The organism is Rhizobium sp. AAP116, assembly GCF_001295785.1.
In the GTDB taxonomy this organism is placed as follows: domain Bacteria; phylum Pseudomonadota; class Alphaproteobacteria; order Rhizobiales; family Rhizobiaceae; genus Allorhizobium.
On record NZ_LJIB01000016.1, the window covers coordinates 30242 to 51814 of the forward strand.

Genomic DNA, 21573 nt, shown 5'->3' on the forward strand with positions numbered 1-21573 from the left:
TCAGGCGTAGGACGGACGCTGGCCGCCGTCCCAGACCACCACGGAATTGCGGCCGTTGACCTTGGCCGTATGCAGCGCCGCGTCCGCCCGCTTCAAGAGCTCGTCCGCCGTGACCTGCATTGCGCCATGGGCCACGCCGACGCTGACCGTCACCGGCACGAGTTCGCCACCGAGGAAGAACATCTGCTGCTCGACGCTGTCGTGGATGACGTGGCCGAGCTTCTCGGCCTCCTCGACCTTGCAGAAGGGCACATAGGCGGCAAACTCGGCGCCTGCCAGACGGCCGAGCAGGGCGTGCTCGGGCAACTCGCGCAGGATGAGTTCAGCGCAGGTCTTCAGGACCTCGTCACCGCCGGAATGCCCGTATTGGTCGTTGATCCGCTTCACATGGTCGACATCGACATAGAGGAAGGCCCCCTCGCCGCGCACCTTGGTCGAGAGCGTCTGCAGCATGTCGAGAAAGGTGAAGCGATTGGCAAGGCCGGTCAGGTTATCGGTCGCTGCCGACCAGCGATGTTCCACCAGCAGGCGGTCGCGCACCAGAAGAAAGATCGACAGCGGCGCGACTACCGCGTGCAGGAAGGCAGCAAACGCGACGACGGTCAGCCAGAGAGGTCCGGAGCCGACGACATCGGAGGCGTTAAACGGCCAGACATAGGCCACAAGAGCCGCGATGAGCAGAACCACGGACAGGGCCGCAAACCAGAGATAGGCGAAGGGACGGTTGGAAAGTCGCTCTTCGACTTCGGACGCTTTCAGCTCCCAGGCAGCCAATCCGGTATAGATCGCGCCGACAACGGCGGCGACCAGAAAACGGGCCGTCACGTCGTCCTGCAAAAGGGGCGCCGACGCCGCGAACAGGAAAAAGGCAAGCGGCCCCACGGCGGCGAGCTTCAGATCAAGAGCCCGGTGATCGAAAGCACGCATGCCCTGCCAGGCAAGTGCCGCGCCCGACAGAATGAGCGTCTGGGCAAGGACAACCGTGATCAGTCCGTGGCCGCCATCCGAGAAGGCCGAGAGCAATGCACCGAGCGCAGCAAGCCCGGATGCCGCGGCAAACAGCAAGAATTCGTTTCGATTCGGCTCCTCGCGCCAATGTCGCGCATAAAGCGCAGCAAAGATCGCCATAACTGCGAATGCGCCGAGCGCCAGTGTAGATAGATTAACGGATACCATCATGAATCGCCTGAAATACGCGCGGAATCGTTAACCGCTCCGGCAAGCTAGGCGACAGGCGTTAACTCCAAGGTAAACGAAAACATAGGATTTTACCAAAATCGGCGCGCCGTCGCCTTCATTCACAAGGCAATTGCGAAGCCATCGCGACCGATGATGAGCGGTCCGGTCCAATGCGGCGCGACGGCCGCCCGCCAGTCGTCCTCGGTAAAGGCGGGATCATCGGCCGGAATGAGATGATTGAGGACGAGCATGCCGACGCCAGCCTTCGTTGCAATCTGAGCCGCATCCGCAGCGAAACTGTGCGAGGCAACGAGATGCTCGCGCAGACGGGCACCATTTCCGGTCCGCCTGACAATGCTGTCCAGCCCTTCCGGCAGCATCGCCTCGTGCACGAGGATATCGGCCCCCCGGGCAAAGTCGACAAGCGGCGGGAACGGCGCGGTATCGGCGGAAAAGACGAGCGTCTTATCCGCACCGGAGACCTTCAGCGCAAAACAGTCCGTCACCGGAGGATGGTCGACGCGCAGTGCCTCAACGACCAGATCCCCCTCCCGGAAGATCTCGCCCGGACCATATTCGACAATTTCGACCAGGCTCGCCAGATCCGGACGCCCCTCGTCGGCGATCCGCGTTTCAATGTCATAGGCGAGCGAGGCGAGAAATCCCGCCCAGACGTTCAGCGTACCCTTGGGACCATAGACCGTGACGGAATGATCTAGCCCCGTCGTCCAGGCCGTATGGATAAGCGGCCCGAGCTCCAGCACATGGTCGGAATGCAGATGGGTGATGAAGACGAGGTCGAGTTCCTTGAGCGACATGCCGGTCTCGACCAGACCCCGCGCCACACCGAGCCCGCAATCGATGACGATACGGCGCCCGGACAGGTCAAGCAGCAACGACGTCGGATTGGGTCCACCGGGACGGATCGCGGGGCCGCCTTTGGTGCCGAGAAGCGTAAGCCTGTCTGTCATGATCTGCCCCCAATGAAAAAGAGGCCCGACATCGCGGGATATCGGGCCTCGAACTGCAAGACGTTACGGGATCGCTCAGAACTGGCCGGCCCAGGGGCCGTGATGGATGTCCTTGCCGTCTAGACGATCGAAACCATGCGCGCCGAAGAAATCGCGCTGCGCCTGGATCAGGTTCGCCGTGCCACGGCCGCGACGATAGGTGTCGAAGTAGGAGAGCGCCGAGGCCAGCGCCGGGACCGGCAAGCCGGACAGGACGGCATGGGCAACCACACGGCGAAGTGCCCCGTCGGTTTCCTTGACCATGGCGGCAAAGGCCGGCGTGACGACGAGGTTCGCCACATCAGGATCCTTGGTGAAGGCCGAGGTGATCTCGTCGAGGAACTGCGAGCGGATGATGCAGCCGGCGCGCCAGATCTTGGCGATCGTCGGCATGGGCAGCGACCAGTTGAACTCTTCCGAGGCCGAGGACATCACGGCAAAGCCCTGCGCATAGGCCGCAATCTTGGCAGCGAGCAGCGCATTCTCAAGGTCGGCGATGAAGGCGGCCTTGTCCTTGGGAGCCTCCGTCAGTCCCGGCAGGCCGAAGAGCTTTTCCGCAGCGATACGCTCTTCGCGCAGCGAGGAAAGCACGCGACCGGCAACCGCGGCCTCGATGCCGGATGCGGCGACCGCGAGGTTCTGCGCCTCGATGGCCGACCACTTGCCGGTGCCCTTCTGGCCGGCGGCATCGACGATCACGTCGACCATCGGCTTGCCGGTTTCCGGATCGGTAGCCTTGAGAACCTTCTCTGTGATCTCGATCAGGTAGGAGTTGAGGCGGCCCTTGTTCCACTGACCGAAGATCTCGCCGATTTCGGCGGCTGACATCTTGAGGCCGTCGCGCAGGATACCGTAGATCTCGGCGATCATCTGCATGTCGGCATATTCGATGCCGTTGTGGATGGTCTTGACGAAATGGCCCGCGCCATCGGTCCCGAGCCAGGCAACGCAGGGCTCGTCGTTGAACTTGGCGGCGATCGAGGTCAGCACCGGCTCGACGCGCTTCCAGCTCTCTTCGGTGCCGCCGACCATGATCGAGGGCCCGTGGCGGGCGCCTTCCTCACCACCGGACACACCCATGCCGATAAAGGTCACGTCGGTTCCGGCGAGCTTTTCGAAGCGTGCAACCGTATCGCGGAAATTGGCATTGCCGGCGTCGATCATGATGTCGTTTTTGGCGAGATGCGGCAGAAGGGCTGCCATCTGCTGGTCGACGGCCTCGCCGGCCTTGATCATGATGATGATCGGGCGCGGCGGACGGATGGCGGCGACAAACTCTTCGATCGTATGGCAACCGATGATCTGGCCGGCCAGATCGCCGGCTTCCCCGAGGAATTCATCCGTGCGCGAAGGCGTCCGGTTGAAGACCGCGATGCGGTTGCCTTTCTCGGCAATGTTGAGCGCCAGATTGGAGCCCATGACTCCGAGACCGATCAGTCCGATTTCCGCCTGCTGCACGATGAAGCCTCCGCATGCAATTTCATGGATGGGGCTTTCTCGCATTCGCGAAGGGATGCGGCAAGACTGAAATTTGACCGTTCCGTAAACGCTGTATCAAGCGTCCGGCTGGTCGTCCTCCTCGGAGATCACTCGCCAGGCCGCTCCGTCGAGGTCTTCGTACTGACCGCTCTTCAGCGACCAGAGGAAGGCGAACAGACCGAGCCCGCCGAGAAAGAGTGCGATCGGGATGAGGTAGATCAGCATGTTCATGCGGCGATCCTCGCATTGTCGGAGGCGCCCGTCGAGAGGACCGCGGCCGGGCGCTCCGTCAATGTCCGCTCATCGAGCGAAAGACGGTTGAGGCGGAGCGCATTGGCAACCACGATGATCGACGAGGTGGACATGGCGACCGCGGCAATCAGCGGGGTCGCGTAGCCGAGCAGCGCGATCGGCACGGCAATGACATTGTAGCCAATCGCGAGCGCGAAGTTTTCGCGGATCAGACGTCCGGCCCGGCGCGAGGCCTCGATGGCGAAGGGCACGGCTTCGAGCCCATCGCGCATGAAGACGAAATCGGCTGCCTGGCGCCCGACATCGGCAGCCGTCGCCGGCGCCATGGAGACATGGGCTGCAGAAAGCGCCGGAGCATCATTGATGCCGTCGCCGACCATCAGCACGCGCTGGCCGTGGGCGGACGCCTCAGCGCAGGCTTCGGCCTTGTCCCGTGGCGTGAGGCCAGCGCGCCAGTTGATGATCCCAAGATCGGCGGCAAGCTTGGCCACCACAGGCGCACGGTCACCCGAGAGGATGCCGAGTTCGAGGCCACCATTCTTCAGCGTCTCGATCGAGGCACGGGCCCGTGGCCGGAGCGTATCTTCGAACAGGAAGGTGGCGCGTTCGATACCGTCGAGAGAGAGGACAACTTCGGAATAGGGCTTGTCTTCGCTTTTCGCCATCGGCGTCGCACAGGCAAAGCGGCGATTGCCGAGACGCCAGACACCCTCTTCGGTCTCCGCCTCAACGCCAGCGCCCGGCACTTCACGAACGGTGTCGAAGCCGCGCGGCTGGCCACCATAAGCGGCCCACAGCGCCCGCGACAGCGGATGGCGGGAATGGGCGGCAAGACCGGCGGCGACAGCGAAGCCAATCGGCTCAATTTTGGCAACGTCCACCAGCTTCGGGCGCCCCAGTGTCAGCGTGCCGGTCTTGTCGAAGGCGACGGCCTCGATTTCGGCGAGCCGCTCCATGGCGGAACCGTCCTTGACCATCACGCCGGCCTTGAACAGCCGACCAGCAGCGACGACCTGAACGACCGGGACTGCGAGACCAAGGGCACAGGGGCAGGTGATGATGAGGACTGCGATCGCCACCATCATCGCGTGTTTCCAGTCGCCGTCATAAAGCCCCCAGCCCATGAAGGCGATGATGGCGAGCAGGTGCACGACAGGCGAATAATACTGAGCTGCACGGTCAGCGATCCGCCGATATCGTGCTCTGCCCCCTTCGGCTGCCTCCATCAAATGGATGATCTCTGAGAGGAACGAGTTCTGCGCCGTGGCCGTCGCCTTGACCGTCAGCGAGCCGGTCAGGCTGAGTGTACCCGCCTGGACGTCGGAGCCTGGGCGGACCGAAACAGGTGCGCTTTCGCCATTGACGATCGACATGTCGAGATCGCTCTCACCGGAGACGACGACACCGTCGACCGGGATCCGGTCGCCGGCAGCGATGGACACCTGATCGCCGACGCGGATTTCATCGACCGCGCGATACTCCCGCGAGCCATCGTTGGAAAGCACCATGGCACCACGCGGATTGAGGCGGGCAAGCCCGCTGATTGCGGAGCGCGCCCGGTCACGCATGATGTGATCGAGCGTGCGGCCGATCAAAAGGAAGAAGAGCAGCGAGGCCGTCGCATCGAAATAGGCGTGTTCGCCGTGATGGATGGTCTCCCACAACGAAGCGAAATAGGAGAGCGTGATCCCGATGGCGATCGGCACATCCATATTGGTGCGCCCGTGCTTCAGCGCATTCCAGGCCGATTCGTAGAAGAAGCGGCCGGCATAGATCAGCGCAGGGGCCGCGATCATCGCCGAGATCCAGTGGAAGAGATCGCGTGTCGAGGCATCTGCACCCGACCAGACCGACACGGACAGAAGCATGATGTTCGTGGCAGCGAAGCCCGACACGGCAACCGCGCGGACCAGCTGATTGCGCAAGGCGTCAGAGGCTTCTTCTGCGGCTGTGAAGAGATGGGCGGAATAGCCTGTTGTGGCGATGGCACGCGCGAGGTTCACCGGATCGGTCTCGACCCCGTTGACCGCCTCTTTCCAGACGACGGAAACGCGCTTGGTCGAGAGGTTGACGCGGGCCCGCTCGACTTCCGGCAAGGCTTTGAGCACACCCTCCACTGTCGAGATGCAGGTGCCGCAATGGACCGCGGGCACGCTCATGTCGACCTGCCAGAGGCCTGGCCCGACCGCACGGCTGCAGAGCTTCAGCTCTTCAGCCGACGGCAGGGAGACCCCTGCCCGCTCCATGTCCAGTGCCCCTTCGGTCCCTGCCGCGCAGCAACTCATCGTCATTCTCCCGAAACGGTGATCCGCTTCGCCTCATGCATGATCATCTTGCCGTCCTTGATCGCCTGAATCTCGACGATCCAGCTGCCCGCAAGCACGTCCATCTCGGCGAGGTAGAGGCCATCACCGGCCGGCGTCAGTTGCAGTTCGAAATCCTGGGCAGTGCCGACCGGACGCTTGAAATGGGCGGTGACCGAATCGGCAATGACAGGGGTGTTTTCAGGCAATGTCAGGCGGTAGCGCATGCCCTTGGCATCGACAGAGAGTTCACCCGCAATACCGGTTGCGAGCATCTCGCGGATCGCGGCAGTCTTGCCGTTGAACTGTTGGCTGGCGACATAGGTGTTCTTCACCACCAGACCGCTCCACGTCGATGTGGCGAGATAGGCCATGGTGAAGTTGACAGTGATGATCGTGCCGAAGAAGGCCAGCATGATCGCCAGCATGTGCCAGCCTGTAAAGGTGAAGGGTTTCTTGGCGTAAGTGCTCATTTCCTGGCTCCCGGCCCCATGAAGACTGCATCATAGACGTCCCGCTCGTCGCCGTCGGCATCCTGGGCGATGAACTGGAAATTCTGGTTGGCATCGGTGACCTTGTCACCGGCAAGTGTAACGAAGACCTTCAGTGTCGTGGCTTCATCCGGCTCGACCGAGACCGTGAAGGCACGCGACGGCGGCTGGTTGATGCCGTTGATCTTCATCGAGGCATCCGGCAATCCCTCGATCGACACCTCAATGTCGCGCGGGACGGCGATCATGTTCAGAATGCGCACTGTATAGCCGTTGCGGATCGAACCATCGGATTCGAGCACGAATTGCGGATTGCGATCATGCAGGACGTTGACCTCCAGTCGGTCGCGACCAAGAAGCGCAACCAGCATGCCGACACCGACGGCAGTCCAAACTGCCATGTAGAGGAGCGTGCGAGCGCGGAAAATCACGCGCCAGTCGAAATGGCGAATCTTGTCGGAGAAACTGCCATCGGCGTTGCGCACCATCTTCGGATCGATCGCAGTTACGCCGCCATTGGTGGCGAGCGCCATGTTCGACTGATACTCGTCGAGGGTGGCATAGGCGATCAGTCCGCGCGGCTTGCCGATCTTGTCCATGACACCGTCACAGGCGTCAATGCACAGCGCACAGGTGATGCATTCGAGCTGCTGGCCATCCCTGATATCGATGCCCATGGGACAGACGGCGACGCAGGCATTGCAGTCGACGCAGTCGCCGACCGATTCGCCTGATGCAATCGCCTTCTTGGCATGGCGGGTACGGGGCTCGCCGCGCCAGTCATTATAGGTCACGACCAGCGAATTCTCGTCGAGCATGGCGGCCTGGATGCGCGGCCACGGGCACATGTAGATGCAGACCTGTTCGCGCATCAGGCCACCGAAGACGTAAGTTGTGGCGGTCAGGATGGCGACGGTGATATAGGCGATCGGAGCAGCGTTGCCGGTGAGAAAATCCATGGCAAGCGAAGGCGCATCGGCGAAATAGAAGATCCAGGCACCACCCGTCAACACACCGATCAGGATCCAGGTCGCGTGTTTACTGACACGCTTCCAGATCTTGTCGAAGGTCCAGGGCGCTGATTCAAGCTTGATGCGGGCATTGCGGTCGCCCTCGATGAAACGCTCGACGACGAGGAAGAGATCGACCCAGACCGTCTGCGGACAGGTATAGCCGCACCAGGCACGGCCGACGGCCGAGGTGACGAGAAACAGGCCGAATCCGGCCATGACGAGCAGGCCTGCGACGAAGAAGAACTCCTGCGGCCAGATCTCGATGAAAAAGAAATAGAAGCGGCGGTGGGCAATATCGATCAGCACGGCCTGGTCGGGCGCGAATTCGCCACGATCCCAGCGGAGCCAGGGCGTGAGGTAATAGATGCCGAGCGTGATCGCCATGATGATCCACTTGAATCGGCGGAATGCACCTTCGGCACGCTTGGGAAAGATTTTCTTGCGAGCTTCATAGAGCGGACCCCGGCTCTTGGCCGACATCACGGCCTCGGCGTCGAGTCTTTCGACCTCGGGCGCGTCCGGTGCTCGGTGTGGCTCGGAAAGTATGTTCATGGGACGAGAACCTTCTTCTGATGCTCGCCTTGTCCCATCTCGCAGACCAGCTCGCCTTGACTTAAGTCAAGCAGCGGCGAAGCGTCGCAATACATATGTTTTGCACAATATAAAACGAAAAGGGCCGCATCACCGGATGCGGCCCAAGCTTTCGGAGGACAGGTCGATTATTCGCCGCCGCCGAGCTGATGCACGTAGACGGTCAGCTGCTTGACAGTGGTGTCGCCCAGGCGCTGGCCCCAGCCGGGCATCGCGCCGTGGCGCGGCTGACGGATCTGGGCCGCAATCTGCGCTTCACCATCGACCTTCAGCCAGATGGCGTCAGCGAGGTTCGGCGCGCCGAAGTCACGCCCGCCCTTTGCATCTTCGCCATGGCAGGCTGCGCAGTTTTCGGCATAGATCTGCTGGCCAGGCTCGACCATCGAGGCATCGAGGGGCGTGCCGGTCAGGCTGACGACATAAGCCGCCACCTGCTTGATCTGATCGGCGTCGAGAATGTCGCCATAGGCCGGCATTTCGGAGAACCGGGTGTCCGGATCCTGGTCATAGCGGATACCGTGGGCGATCGAGGTGTGGATCGCTTCGAGATCACCGCCCCAGAGCCAGTCGTCGTCGTTGAGATTCGGATAACCGGCGCCACCGGCAGCACCCGAACCATGGCAAGGCGAGCAGTTGACCTTGAAGGCGGCAGCCCCGCCGGCAACGGCAAACTGGGTCAGTTCCTTGTCGGCGATGATCTCTTCGAGCGGCAGGGTCGCGATCTTGTCGAGATAGACTGCCTGCGAAGACTTCGCCGCCGCCAGTTCCTGAGCGACTTCTGCACGGCTCGAATAGCCGAGCAGACCCTTGGTGTTGTCGGTCAGGAGCGGCCAGGCCGGATACATGATCGTGTAGCCGATCGCCCAGACGATGGTCGCGTAGAAGGTATAGACCCACCAGCGCGGCATCGGGTTGTTCAGCTCGCGAATGCCATCCCACTCATGGCCGGTGGTCTCGACGCCGCTGATCTCGTCGATGTGTTTCTTGTCTGCCATTGTTCAATCCTCCTTGAGAGGGATGCTGGCCGCGTCGTCGGCAGATTTCTTGCCGCCCGGGCGGAATGTGAAGAGGACGACGCCGACGAAGAACAGGGTCATTGCAAGCAGAGCCCAGCTGTCGGCGAATTGGCGCATGGCGGTATAGGTTTCCATGATGTCCTCCTCAGCGGTAACCGCTTGCGTCGTCATAGGTGGAGAAGTCGACCAGCGTGCCGAGCATCTGCAGATAGGCGACGAGCGCGTCCATCTCTGTCAGCTTGGCAGGATCGCCGTCGAAATCACCGACCTTGGCCTTCGGATAGCGCTCCATCAGGCCTGTCGTATCGGCGTTCGGATCAGCCTGTGCCGTGAGATCGGCTTCGGCCTCGGCAATCATCTCGTCGGTATAGGGGACGGTGACGGTGCGGTTGGCCTGGAGCATCATGCCGATACTCGTGATCTTGAGCGGCGTTTCCCTCAGGAAGGCATAGCCAGGCATGATCGATTCCGGCACCACGTCGCGTGGATTGACGAGATGCTGGACGTGCCACTCGTTGGAATAGCGGTCACCGACGCGCGCGAGGTCAGGCCCGGTTCGCTTCGATCCCCATTGGAACGGATGGTCGTACATCGATTCCGCTGCGAGGCTGTAGTGGCCGTAGCGCTCGACCTCGTCCTTGAACGGCCGGATCATCTGGCTGTGACAGACATAGCAGCCTTCACGGATGTAGATGTTGCGGCCGGCGAGTTCGAGCGGCGAGTAGGGCCGCATGCCCTCCACCTTTTCGATCGTGTTCTCGAGATAGAAGAGCGGAGCGATTTCAACGATACCGCCGATGGTCACGACCACCAGCGAACCGAGGAAGAGAAGGCTCGCGTTCTTCTCGAGGATTGCGTGTTTATCAAGAATGGACATGTGAGCCTTCCTTCTTATTCAGCAGGCTGCGCGGCAGCCGGCACGACCGTTCCGGCGATCGGTGCTTCCTGACGCTCGTAGCCGAGAATGGTCATGGCGACGTTGTAGGCCATGATGATGCCGCCCAGGAGATACATGACACCGCCGATTGTGCGCAGCACGTAGTAGGGATGCATGGCAGCGACCGATTCGGCGAAGGAGTAGACCAGGAAGCCCTGATCGTCGTATTCGCGCCACATCAGACCCTGCTGGATGCCGGCGACCCAGAGCACGGCGGCGTAGACCACGATGCCGAGCGTTGCGAGCCAGAAGTGCCAGTTGACCATGCGCATCGAGTAGAGGCGGTTGCGGTTCCACAGCTTGGGCGTCAGGTAATAGATGGCGCCGAAGGTAATCATGCCGACCCAGCCGAGAGCGCCCGAGTGAACGTGACCGATGGTCCATTCGGTGTAGTGGCTGAGCGAGTTGACGGCCTTGATCGACATCATCGGGCCTTCGAAGGTCGACATGCCGTAGAAGGCAATGGCAATCACCATCATGCGGATGATCGGATCGGTGCGGATCTTGTCCCAGGCGCCAGACAGCGTCATCAGGCCGTTGATCATACCACCCCAGGACGGCATCCACAGCATGATCGAGAACACCATGCCGAGCGTCTGCGCCCAGTCGGGCAGAGCCGTGTAGTGCAGGTGGTGAGGACCTGCCCAGATATACATGAAGATCAGGGCCCAGAAGTGGATGATCGACAGGCGGTAGGAATAGACAGGGCGACCAGCCTGCTTGGGCACGAAGTAGTACATCATGCCGAGGAAGCCGGCCGTCAGGAAGAAGCCGACGGCGTTATGGCCGTACCACCACTGGGTCAGCGCATCCTGCACGCCCGAGAAGGCCGAGTAGCTCTTCACGCCAAGGAAGGAGACCGGCATCGCCAGATTGTTGACGATATGCAGCATCGCGATGGTGACGATGAAGGACAGGTAGAACCAGTTCGCCACATAGATATGCGGCTCCTTGCGGTTCAGGATCGTACCCATGAAAGTGATCAGATAGGCGACCCAGACCACGGTCAGCCAGATGTCCACATACCATTCCGGTTCGGCATATTCGCGGCCCTGGGTGATGCCCAGAAGATAGCCGGTCGCCGCCATGACGATGAAGAACTGGTATCCCCAGAAAACGAACCAGCCAAGATTGCCGCCAAACAGACGTGCACGCGAGGTCCGCTGGACGACGTAGAACGACGTGGCGATCAGCGCATTGCCACCGAAGGCAAAGATAACGGCTGAGGTGTGGAGGGGACGCAAGCGGCCGAAGGTGAACCAGGGCTCGATATAGAGCTGGGGATAGGCCATCTGCAGCGCGACGACAACGCCGACCAGGAAGCCGACGACGCCCCAGAAGACGGTGGCGATGACGCCGTAACGCACCACGTCGTCGAAATACTCCGACTGGCTTGCCTTGGACTGGCCGGAAGAGGAGGAGGATGCCGTGGTCGGTGCAAACTGCATCCGGCGCAGCATGATGATCGTGCCCCCCGCGAGCACGAAGAAGGCGACCCACATATGGGCCGCGAAGAGGCTGTCATGGGCGAAAGCCACCCCGAGCAGCGCGGCGAAGGCGAGTACCGCCATCACCAGTGTCTCTAACGTATAGTTCATTGTTGGTATCCCCCAACGGCTTGCTGATCTCATCGCGGGGGCCTCACCCTGGGGAAATGCCTCCCGCGTCGAATGCACCAATCGCACTGGGGCCGCCCAGCCACCTTGATCCAAGTCAATGCAAGTCTCTCTAAAATTCGCGAGGCTCGAAGCTGCAATCGGGTTTGCGACCTTCGGACACCAAGGCCGGCACATCGCTTGGGCCAAGGCCCGCTCGTGCGTGTCTTGGAGCACTGGGGTTACGCGCGGCGAAAAGCCCCGTTGGAGAAAACGGACATGCTGACGAATATCGAGAACAGCAAGCGGAGTGCGAGCGACACATGGACGGGCAACCGCCTGCTCGATGCAGGCAAGCGCGACCTCGCCTGGCTTCACCGCGCTCACACCGAACAGCTCGCGCTCTGCCGGGAACTGGAAGAGATCGCCGACTCATTGCCGGCAAGCATCAACCGGCAGAAATGCATCTATGCGGCAAAGGCGCTCGGCCCGCTCATCAAGGGCATACATCACTACGAGGAGACGGTGCTGTTTCCGCAGCTACAGTCGAGCCCCGACGCGACGGACGCATTGGGACCGACGCTGGAGCGGCTAAAGTTCGAGCATTGCGAGGACGAGTGCTTCGCCGAGGAACTGACGGATGCGCTGCTGAAGCTGGGATCCGGAGATCGTGTGAACATGGAGGCCGTCGGCTACATGTTGCGAGGCTTCTTCGAGGGTATCAGACGCCACATCGCCTTCGAGCGAGAACATCTGCTTCAGGGCGTCACGGATTGAGAAAAACGGGGCGGCAAGAGCCTGCCGTTAGATCGGCACTCGCGCCTCGGCCTTGATCAGGCGGCGACGCCACCATAGACCGGCTCGCATTCCCCAAGCGTCAGGATGGCACCGCTAATGCTGCCGTCTGCGGCCCGAAACGGGCTGAAACGAGCCGGCATGTCGCCGGTGACGGTTGCGGCCGACATCCGGGCGACAAAGGATCCCGAACGTCCTGCAAAGGCCGAATCGAGCGCATCCTGAAGCCAGTCATGACCGCCGGCCGCAAGCCCGAGATCGAAGACGCTGCGTCCAATCAGCTCGATCTGTCGCATGCCGAGCATTCTGGCCATGGCCGTGTTGGCGAAGAGATAGCGACAGTCGCGGGTGACCACGGCCACACGTTCCGGCAAGTTGTTGAGGATCGCCTCGTTCAGCTGCTCATCGTCACCATCACGCGGCTGGCGTGTGTCGAAAACCCGTGGTGCTGGGCTCTGGTCACTGCGTTTCGGACCGAAATAGCGCTCGATCAGCAAGGACAGCATGGAGGCGTGGCGCAGCACGCAGGCCCCGTCATCGGCATCCTCCCGCAGCAGCTTCGTCAGAAGTCGCATCTGAAGATAGACATCGTCGAGATCCGTGGCGCGGTAGTTGACGAGCGTTGCGATCAGCGGATCGATCTCGCGATCGAGCATGCGCACGAGATGGTCGTCACCATTGCGGATGGCCTGCTGCAACTGAAGGTTCTTCAACGAAACCGCTTCGAACATTGCGCGCAGATTCGAATCACGGAATTCGCCAAAAGACATCAGCAACCTCATCCCTCAGGTGTGACAAAAGAAATGATTACGTCACACCACTTTCGGCGTCCGTAACATGAGGTTGCGTCACCTTCAATCGCTACGGGCACTCACGCGCATCGCAGCCCAAAAAATATCTGCAATATCAGATGAAACGAATAGGCGATAATGCGCATGGCGACCGGCCGCGACGCTCCGCGCACATTCCGATTTATCCTTCAGACGAGCCTGAAGCAGAGACCGTCAGATCTTGTCCTTGATCGCCCAGCGATCGTGATACCAGAGCCACTGCTCCGGATATTCCCGAACCCAGGCCTCGACCTTGTCGTTGAGCAGCTGGGCGGTGGCGTTCACGTCCACCTGGCCCCGCTCGTTGCGCGGCACCGAGATGCGCGGCTCGATCTCCAGACGAAAACGATTGCCGGGCAGGCGGATGCAACGCGCCGGATAGACTTCACAGTCGAACTGACGCGTCAGCTTGGCGAGCAGCGGATTGGTCTTGACCGGCTGGCCGAAGAACTGGGTCTCGACGCCCTTCCAGAACTTCTGGTCGACGAGCACGCCGACGCCACCCCCCTGCTCCAGCTGCCGGGCCAGTGCGAAGGAGGACCCAGCATGCGACGGCACAAGCTTGCCCATGCGCTTGCGGCGGAAGTCGAAGACCTTCTCGGCGATATAGGGGTTGTTCGGCGGCCGGAAGAGGACGGTGACGTAAAGCCCGAAGGCGGCACCCGCGACCGGCAGAAGCTCGAAATTTGCGGTATGGCCGGTAAACACTATGAAGGGACGCGGATTGTCGCGCAGGTCGAGAAACTGCTCGACGCCCGACACCTCTACCCTGCCCTCGCCTGGCTTTTCCGGATCGAAGTCGAACAGACGGTCGAGGAAGACATATTCGGCGGCAAGCCGGCCCATATGGCCCCAGCTCGCCAGCGCGATCTCCTCCCGTTCGGCATCCGACTTCTCGGGGAACGCATTGCGCAGGTTCACCTGCATCAGCCGGTGGCGCTTCGTCTTCGGCCCGACCCAGCGCATCAGCCGGTCGGCAAAGTTGATCGCGGCATCCGCCGGCAGGATCTTCAATGCCGTCAGGAAGCCGAAGGCCGCCTGGGCGACGGACCACTGATAGAACTTGCGCAGCGCCAGAACGATGCGGGTGACGAGCATCCGCACGCGGTCAGTCCATCTTCAGGATGATCTTGCCAAAGACCTGGCGGCCTTCCATGCGGGCAAGGGCCTTGTCGATATCGTCGAAAGAGACCTGCGTGTCGATGACGGGGTGCACGAGGCCGCGCGCCATCTTCTGCATGGCATCCGCCATGTTTTCCATGCGGCAGCCGAAGGAGCCGAAGAGCTTGAGCTGCTGCTGGAAAAGCATCATCAGGTTCACTTCGGTCGAGACACCAGAGGTGGAGCCGCAGGTCACGAGGCGGCCGCCGCGCTTCAGGCAGAACATCGATGCCGCAAACGTGTCCTTGCCGACATGTTCGAAGACGACATCGACGCCCTTCTTCTTGGTGATCTTGCGGACCATGCCTTCGAAGCGGTCGGTGCGATAGTTGATGACGTGATCGGCGCCAAGTGCCTTGGCCGGCTCGATCTTGTCGTCGGAGCCGACGGTGGTGATCACAGTGCAGCCGATCTTCTTGGCAAGCTGGATGGCAGCCGTGCCGATACCGGAACCGCCGGCATGGATGAGGATGGTTTCACCCGGCTGGAGCTTGGCATTGTCGAAGAGCATGTGCTCGACGGTGCCGAAGGTAACGGGGGCGAGAGCCGCGGCAACCGCATCGACGCCCGGAGGGGCCGGAACGAGCAGGCGGGCCGGCAGGTTGATCTTTTCCTGGGCAAAGCCGTCGAGATGAAAGCCATGCACCCCCGAGACGTTTTCGCAAAGATTGTCACGGCCTTCGCGGCAGGGCTTGCAGAGACCGCAGGTGCGCGCGCCATAGACGGCGGCGAGCTGGCCAGGCAGGATATTGCCGACGCCTGGACCGATCGCCTCGACGACACCGGAGGCTTCCGCACCGATGACAAGCGGCATCTTTCGCTTGGCGAATGCCATGCCGCGCCAGCCCCAGACGTCGATATGGTTCAGCGCGACGGCCTTGACGCGCAGCGTAACCTCACCTGGACCCGGAGCATCCGGCTCCGGCAGGTCGACGATTTCAAGCTTGCGGTCTTCGACGAGTTGCAATGCGCGCATGACATGTTTCCTTCAGGGCCTATCGGGCAGATGCGGATGAAGCGTCGTCACGCTTTCATCGTCACACCAGGGGTTACTCCCTGGCATCTGCCGACCTTCGTTGTTCTTGCGAGGTGCGTGGATCCCCGGCTCGAAGGCCGAGGATGACGTCCCGAATTGTTGGCGCAGGCCTTAGACCGGTTCCCGCGTCATGACAAGGCTGGCGTTCTGACCACCGAAACCGAAGGAGTTCGAGAGCACAGCCGAAACCGAGGCCTCCCGCTTCACGTTCGGCACCACGTCGAGCACGATCGAGGGATCGGGGTTCGTGTAGTTGATGGTTGGCGGCACCGTGCCGGTCAGCATGGTCTGGATCGAGAACACCGCCTCGACCGCGCCGGCGGCCGTCAGCGTGTGGCCGATCATCGACTTGTTCGACGAAGCCGGAATAGCATCCTTCAACCGGTCGCCGAAGACCGACAGCATGGCGCCATATTCCATCTTGTCATTCTCGGGCGTCGATGTGCCATGAGCGTTGATGTAGCCAATAGCATTCTCGGACAGGCCTGCATCGACAAGCGCTGCCTTGATCGTGGCGATGGCGGGACCGCCGTCCGGTGACGAGCGCGTGCGGTGGAAATGATCGGCCTTCTCGCCGCAGCCCTTGATGATGCCGAGCACCTTGGCGCCACGGGCAACGGCTGCTTCGAGCGATTCGAGCACCAGGGTTGCCGCCCCTTCGGCGATCACGAAGCCATCGCGCTCCTTGCTGAATGGCTTCGATGCCTTTTCCGGCGGATCGTTCTGGGTCGAGAGCGCCGAGAGCAGCGAGAAGCGGATCACGGCTTCCGGGCTGATCGAGCCGTCGGTCGCAACCGTCAGGGCGCGTGTCGTGCGGCCCTGGCGGATCGCCTCGACGCCAAGCTGGATGGCGGTGGCACCGGAAGCGCAGGCCGTTGACAGCGTCACCGGAAGACCGCGCGTGCCGAACTTGTCGGAAAGACGCTCTGAGATCGAGCCGAACTGCACGGCTTCGAGGAAGACCGGATCGGGCTTTTCGCGCATTGCCGCGAGAAAGCGGACATAGGCGTCGCCCGGCTGGGTCGAGGCCGGAGCCCGTTCGGCCAGCGCAAAGCGGTCATGCCATTCCGGCTCGACTGGTGGTGCGGCCAGGAATAGCGGACCGTTGAAGTCGCCATTGATGCCGGCCTGGGCCAGAGCCTCGATGGTCGTTTCGCGAGCCAGCGCATAGGAGCGCTCGACGGCATTGTTGGCGGGCACGGCGATGAAATCGACCGTGCCACCGATTCGGGTCGACATGCCCTCGGTGTCGAAGCGCTTGATGTAGTGGATGCCGGATAGTCCCGACGTCAGCTTCGACCAGTTGTCGGAAAGCCCCTGGCCGAGCGAGGTGATGACGCCCATGCCAGTGACGGCGATGATCGGGCGGCCGAGATGATCCTTGAAACGGCTGTCGGTCATGGATCTAGTTCCTCACGCATTCGCCGAGAGCACGGCGAGGCCTTCGCCCCGCACATAGCCGACGGTGGAGATGATGGCATGTTTGGCAGGACCGGCATGAGCCGCTTCGTTCGCAGCGTCGAAGGCAGGCACCGTGGCGCCGGCGTCGATGGCAAGCGCCGCGAGCGCAAGGCCTGCCGGGAACTGTGCCTCGACCGAATGGCCGATTGAACCGGCATAGCCACGCACCGGCATGCCGGCGAAACGTTCCGCAAGGTGAATCTTTTCCCGTTGCGTAAGGTCAGCGAGACCGGACGCGCCGGAAAACACGATGGTGTCACCTGCCGACAAGGCAGCCGCCTCAGGGACCATTCTGCCGAGACGGGCTTCGAGCTTGCCCTCGTCGCGATTGCCACGATCACCTTCGACGGCGTCCAGCACGGCATAGATATGCGCGCCACGCGCTTCGGCATGTTCGCGCGATTCCAGCACAAGGAAGGCGCCGACCGTGCCGAGAATCATGCCACCGCCGGACGAACCGTCACGCGACCAGAGCGGCTGCCATGGGCCGGTCTGATGGGCGCGGATGCCTTCGACCAGAAGCAGGATGTCGGGACGCTCGGAAACAAAGGCGCCACCGACAAGCGTGTGGGTCGACTGGCCGGCCTTGATGCGGGCAAATGCGGTTGCGATCGCCGAGATACCGGCCGCTTCTTCACCCATGAAGGTGCGCGAGGAACCGGTGACCTTGTGCACGATCGAGATATTGCCGGCGAGCAGGTTGGAAAGCTGCGCCAGGAACAGTGTCGGACGAAGCTCGGTCTTCAGTTTTTCGATCAGGAATTTCTCTCGGTCATTGCGCTGCAAAGCCTCGTCGACGATCAGGCTGTCGACCGCGATATCACGCTCGCCACCGCCAGCGGCGACGATCAGGTCCATGGTGCCGCAGGCGTCTGCGTCATCCTTCATGCCGGCGTCGTCGAGCGCGAGGCCAGCTGCAAAGACGCCGAGGCGCTGCCAGTTTTCCATCTGGCGCTGGTCGCCACGCTTGGCGATCTGCTGCGACCAGTCGATCTCGGGCAGCTTGTGCACGACATAAGGCGCGAACTTTTCGGTCTCGAGCACCGGTTCAGGTGCGGTCTTTGCGGAGAGCAGCGCGAGATGCGCGTCCTTGCCGGTGCCGTGGCAGGTGACGATCCCGACGCCGGTGATCACCACATCATTCGGTTGTTTGACCATATGCAATCCTCTCGCCGGCAGGCTCACCGACGTAAAATGCGGGTTTTCCCGAATAAGGCCCCAAGGTCAATAGGAATTGCGCCCTTGCGGCCGAAAGCGTGTCAGCCTTGGGCCGCCATCGCGGCCATCAGGCCAACCTCTTCGGCGCGTTTGCGCACGATCGGCGCGAGCGGCACCTCCGAGAACGGCATGGTGCGGAGCTTCAGCTGGGCGTCGCAGACCTTCTTGCCGCCGCTCGTGATCTTCGCCTTGGTCACGGCAAAGCCAGATCCGTCATGCTCGAGTTCCGCCTCGATATCGAGGACAGCGCCGGGCTCGACGAAGGTGCGCATCTTTGCGCCATCGACGGACATCAGGAAAGGCATGGCTTCGAAGTCCTTGACGGCAAGCAACAGCATGCCGGAGGCCTGCGCCATGGTCTCGATCAAAAGCACGCCAGGAACCAGCGGCATACCGGGGAAATGCCCTTCGAAGACAGGGCTTTCCATCGGCACGGTCGAAGTGGCCTTCAAACGACCAAGGCCGAGATCAACGCTCTCGACCTTGTCAATCATCTGGAAATATTCAAGCAGCATGACGATGTCCGCTCCTTTGGAGACGGGTCAGCCCTTGGCGGCGCGAAGTTCGTCGATCTTGGCGCAGAGGTTCTTCAGCACGAAGTACTCTTCGGTCGAAACCTTGCCTTCGTTGACTTCCTGCGTCCACTGCTCGAGCGGGATCTTGATGCCGAATTCCTTGTCGATCGCAAAGACGATGTCGAGGAAGTCGAGGCTGTCGATGCCAAGGTCATCGATCGTGTGGCTTTCCGGCGTAATCGTCTCGCGGTCGATTTCGCTGGTCTCAGCAATGATGTCGGCAACTTTGTCGAATGTAGCGGTCACGCCAGTACCTCATGTGTCTTAAATTCTGGGTTCCACATAAGGAAAACACGGTCAAATGCCAATGGTGGTTTTGTGCGACAGCGAAATTTGGAGCCTAAGTGTTGCTTAAACAGCAATCGAATGGCGTCCCTTGCCATTGGCGAGATAGCTGTCGAAGACGGCGGCAATGGTCCGCGCGAAGGGCCGGCCGACATCCGTGATGACGAAACGATCACCCTCGATGAGGCAGATACGATCCTGGTTGGATAGCGCAAAGCTCTTCGCCTCGGCTGCGATCGCATCGACCGCATCACCGAACTCCTGCCGCAGTTCCGAGAAGGACATGGCGAAGCGGCACATGATTTCCTCGATCACCCGACGCCGCAGCCTGTCGTCTTCGCTGACCTCGATGCCGCGCACGGCTGCCAGTCCGCCGGCGTCGGCCATGCGCTGATACTCGCCGGTCGCCGGCATGTTCTGGACATAGCCCTGTGGCAACTGACCGATCGAGGAGGCGCCCAGCCCGATCAGCGCTTCGGCGGCATCGTCGGTATAGCCCTGAAAATTTCGCCGCAGCCGCCCTTCCCGCGCTGCAATCGCCATCCGGTCGTCGGGCAGCGCGAAATGGTCGATGCCGATAGGCTCGTAACCGGCGGCAACCAGCATCGAGGCGGCAAGGTTCATCTGGGCGAAACGCTCATCAAGCCCGGGCAGAATTTCGTCCTTGATCATCGTCTGGTGCTTCTTCATCCACGGCACATGCGCATAACCGAAAAGCGCGATCCGATCGGGGGCAAGGGAAAGGATGTCCTTCACCGTTTCAGCGACAGTCGCCTCCGTCTGGTGCGGAAGACCGTAGAGGATGTCGCAATTGACGGAATGCACGCCGCGCGCGCGGACCGCCTCGACCACCGACTTCGTGTGTTCAAAGGTCTGGATACGGTTGATCGCCTTCTGCACCTCAGGGTGGAAGTCCTGAACGCCGAGACTGGCGCGCGTCATGCCGATGGCGGCGAGTGCATCGTAACGCGGCTCGTCGAGGTCGTTCGGATCCATCTCGACGCTGATCTCGACATCCTCGGCAAAGGTGAAGGCCGAGCGGAGTGCTGCCATCAGGTCGATCATGTCGTCGGGCCGGACCATCGTGGGAGACCCCCCACCGAAATGAACCGCCGTCACGGCAGCGTCGCGACTGACCAGCGCGCCGACGGCCGCAATCTCCTTTTTCAACGATTCCAGATAGATCGCAATCGGCTCGTATTTCAGCGTATGCTTGGTGTGGCAGGCACAGAACCAACAGAGGCGGTCACAATAAGGGACGTGGATGTAGAGCGAGATGCGCTCCTGTCCAGTGATCGCCTGCAGCCACTGCGCATATTTGCCGCAGTCGATGCCTTCGTGAAAATGTGGCGCCGTGGGATAGCTGGTGTAACGAGGGACAGCGCCGGAATATTTGGCCAGAAGGGAATTTTGCATGGTTTTGCGCTGCCTTGAGACGTGTCGAGCTGCGACCAAAGATAGCGCCGTCTCTTGTCCCGGCCTTTGACATCGATCAATTTACTGATACATTTCTCACGTAGAGTTTATTGAAACTCAGAAGCCCGAATTGGGCACTGACCGAGGGACGCATGGCGTCCAGAGACGGTCTGATTGGATGGCACGACCATGGACACTTTCAGAAAACATTTTCCGGAATGTGAGGCTCCTGCCGTTTGTCGATCCTGCGACGCGCGCCATGGCGGCCTCTGCTCAGTCCTGACCTCAGCCCAACTGACCGAACTGAACAAGCATTCGATCCGCCGCCGGGTCGACGCCGGTAACGAGGTTATCGGCCAGGGCGAACAGGTCGGAAGCTACAGCAACATCCTCAAGGGCGTCATCAAGCTGTCGAAGATGATGGCGGATGGCCGCCAGCAGATCGTCGGCCTGCAATTTGCGCCCGACTTCCTTGGCCGGCCGTTCCTCGGCGAAAGCACGATCACGGCGGAAGCCGCAACGGATACGGAAATCTGCACCTTTCCGCGCAACATCGTCGACCGTATGGTTGGCGAAGTGCCCGACATGGAGCGCAAGCTCCATTCCCAGTCGTTGAAGGAACTGGACGAGGCCCGCGACTGGATGCTGACGCTGGGCCGCAAGACAGCCCAGGAGAAAGTGGCGAGCTTCCTCTATCTGATCGCGACTCACATTGACCCCGAAAGCGAGGGCACACAGACCTTCGATCTGCCGCTGTCGCGTGCCGATATCGCCGACTTCCTCGGGCTGACCATCGAAACCGTCAGCCGCCAGATGACCAAACTGCGCAAGGATGGCATCATCGTCATCGAGAACAACCGCCACGTCATCGTGCCGAAGCTCGATCGCTTGCGCGACGCAGCCGGTATCGACTGATCAGTTGTGCTGTCA

General features: G+C 61.5%; 21 protein-coding genes. 2 read left to right on the top strand and 19 right to left on the bottom strand.

What is annotated here, in order from left to right:
- The 11 genes from IP85_RS10865 to ccoN form a co-directional block, all read right to left on the bottom strand.
- Positions 1-1179, bottom strand: a complete 1179-nt coding sequence (locus IP85_RS10865) for a GGDEF domain-containing protein (RefSeq protein ID WP_082347654.1) — start codon at positions 1177-1179, stop codon at positions 1-3.
- 119 nt (positions 1180-1298) lie between these two features.
- Positions 1299-2150, bottom strand: coding sequence for an MBL fold metallo-hydrolase (locus tag IP85_RS10870; RefSeq protein WP_054149704.1), 852 nt, complete (start codon positions 2148-2150; stop codon positions 1299-1301).
- 75 nt (positions 2151-2225) lie between these two features.
- Positions 2226-3647, bottom strand: coding sequence for an NADP-dependent phosphogluconate dehydrogenase (gene gndA, locus IP85_RS10875; RefSeq protein ID WP_054149784.1), 1422 nt, complete (start codon positions 3645-3647; stop codon positions 2226-2228).
- A gap of 96 nt (positions 3648-3743) precedes the next feature.
- On the bottom strand, positions 3744-3899 hold the full coding sequence (gene ccoS / locus IP85_RS10880) for a cbb3-type cytochrome oxidase assembly protein CcoS (RefSeq protein ID WP_054149705.1): 156 nt from the start codon (positions 3897-3899) through the stop codon (positions 3744-3746).
- Positions 3896-6205, bottom strand: a complete 2310-nt coding sequence (locus IP85_RS10885; protein WP_156322843.1) for a cation-translocating P-type ATPase — start codon at positions 6203-6205, stop codon at positions 3896-3898. Before IP85_RS10885 ends, ccoS begins: the two co-directional genes overlap by 4 nt.
- Before the next feature lie 2 nt (positions 6206-6207).
- The gene (locus IP85_RS10890; RefSeq protein WP_054149706.1) at positions 6208-6696 is read right to left on the bottom strand and encodes a FixH family protein; all 489 of its coding nucleotides are present in this window, start codon (positions 6694-6696) and stop codon (positions 6208-6210) included.
- Positions 6693-8279: a cytochrome c oxidase accessory protein CcoG gene (gene ccoG / locus IP85_RS10895; protein ID WP_054149707.1), complete on the bottom strand. Its 1587-nt coding sequence runs from the start codon at positions 8277-8279 to the stop codon at positions 6693-6695. Before ccoG ends, IP85_RS10890 begins: the two co-directional genes overlap by 4 nt.
- A gap of 167 nt (positions 8280-8446) precedes the next feature.
- Entirely contained in the window at positions 8447-9313 is an 867-nt protein-coding gene (ccoP, locus tag IP85_RS10900) for a cytochrome-c oxidase, cbb3-type subunit III (protein ID WP_054149708.1), read from the bottom strand.
- Between the two features lie 3 nt (positions 9314-9316).
- On the bottom strand, positions 9317-9469 hold the full coding sequence (locus tag IP85_RS10905; RefSeq protein WP_054149709.1) for a CcoQ/FixQ family Cbb3-type cytochrome c oxidase assembly chaperone: 153 nt from the start codon (positions 9467-9469) through the stop codon (positions 9317-9319).
- 10 nt (positions 9470-9479) lie between these two features.
- Complete coding sequence (gene ccoO / locus IP85_RS10910; RefSeq protein WP_054149710.1) at positions 9480-10211, bottom strand: cytochrome-c oxidase, cbb3-type subunit II; 732 nt, start codon at positions 10209-10211, stop codon at positions 9480-9482.
- 14 nt (positions 10212-10225) lie between these two features.
- Positions 10226-11869 carry a cytochrome-c oxidase, cbb3-type subunit I gene (gene ccoN, locus IP85_RS10915; RefSeq protein WP_054149711.1) on the bottom strand — a complete coding sequence of 548 codons (1644 nt, stop codon included), beginning with the start codon at positions 11867-11869 and terminating at the stop codon, positions 10226-10228.
- Between the two features lie 276 nt (positions 11870-12145).
- On the opposite strand from ccoN, the gene IP85_RS10920 reads away from it, so the two are divergent.
- Positions 12146-12643: a hemerythrin domain-containing protein gene (locus tag IP85_RS10920; RefSeq protein ID WP_054149712.1), complete on the top strand. Its 498-nt coding sequence runs from the start codon at positions 12146-12148 to the stop codon at positions 12641-12643.
- A gap of 56 nt (positions 12644-12699) precedes the next feature.
- On the opposite strand, the gene IP85_RS10925 is transcribed toward IP85_RS10920, so the two are convergent.
- From IP85_RS10925 to hemN, 8 genes are all read right to left on the bottom strand, one after another.
- A complete protein-coding gene (locus IP85_RS10925; RefSeq protein ID WP_054149713.1) occupies positions 12700-13431 on the bottom strand; it encodes a PAS domain-containing protein in 732 nt (243 codons plus the stop codon).
- Between the two features lie 234 nt (positions 13432-13665).
- A complete protein-coding gene (locus tag IP85_RS10930) occupies positions 13666-14595 on the bottom strand; it encodes a lipid A biosynthesis lauroyl acyltransferase (RefSeq protein WP_054149714.1) in 930 nt (309 codons plus the stop codon).
- A gap of 4 nt (positions 14596-14599) precedes the next feature.
- Positions 14600-15628 carry a zinc-binding dehydrogenase gene (locus IP85_RS10935; RefSeq protein ID WP_006726181.1) on the bottom strand — a complete coding sequence of 343 codons (1029 nt, stop codon included), beginning with the start codon at positions 15626-15628 and terminating at the stop codon, positions 14600-14602.
- A gap of 171 nt (positions 15629-15799) precedes the next feature.
- Entirely contained in the window at positions 15800-17089 is a 1290-nt protein-coding gene (locus IP85_RS10940; protein ID WP_054149715.1) for a beta-ketoacyl-ACP synthase, read from the bottom strand.
- A 12-nt stretch (positions 17090-17101) separates the two neighbouring features.
- Entirely contained in the window at positions 17102-18307 is a 1206-nt protein-coding gene (locus IP85_RS10945; RefSeq protein WP_054149716.1) for a beta-ketoacyl-ACP synthase, read from the bottom strand.
- Between the two features lie 101 nt (positions 18308-18408).
- Positions 18409-18882, bottom strand: coding sequence for a 3-hydroxyacyl-ACP dehydratase FabZ family protein (locus IP85_RS10950; RefSeq protein WP_054149717.1), 474 nt, complete (start codon positions 18880-18882; stop codon positions 18409-18411).
- Positions 18883-18909: 27 nt separating this feature from the next.
- Positions 18910-19188 (bottom strand): acyl carrier protein, encoded by a 279-nt coding sequence (locus IP85_RS10955; RefSeq protein WP_003502893.1) that lies wholly within the window; start codon positions 19186-19188, stop codon positions 18910-18912.
- A gap of 105 nt (positions 19189-19293) precedes the next feature.
- Positions 19294-20643 carry an oxygen-independent coproporphyrinogen III oxidase gene (hemN, locus tag IP85_RS10960; protein WP_054149718.1) on the bottom strand — a complete coding sequence of 450 codons (1350 nt, stop codon included), beginning with the start codon at positions 20641-20643 and terminating at the stop codon, positions 19294-19296.
- Between the two features lie 189 nt (positions 20644-20832).
- Between hemN and IP85_RS10965 the strand changes: the two genes are divergently transcribed.
- Positions 20833-21558 carry a Crp/Fnr family transcriptional regulator gene (locus IP85_RS10965; protein ID WP_054149719.1) on the top strand — a complete coding sequence of 242 codons (726 nt, stop codon included), beginning with the start codon at positions 20833-20835 and terminating at the stop codon, positions 21556-21558.
- Positions 21559-21573: the final 15 nt, after the last annotated feature.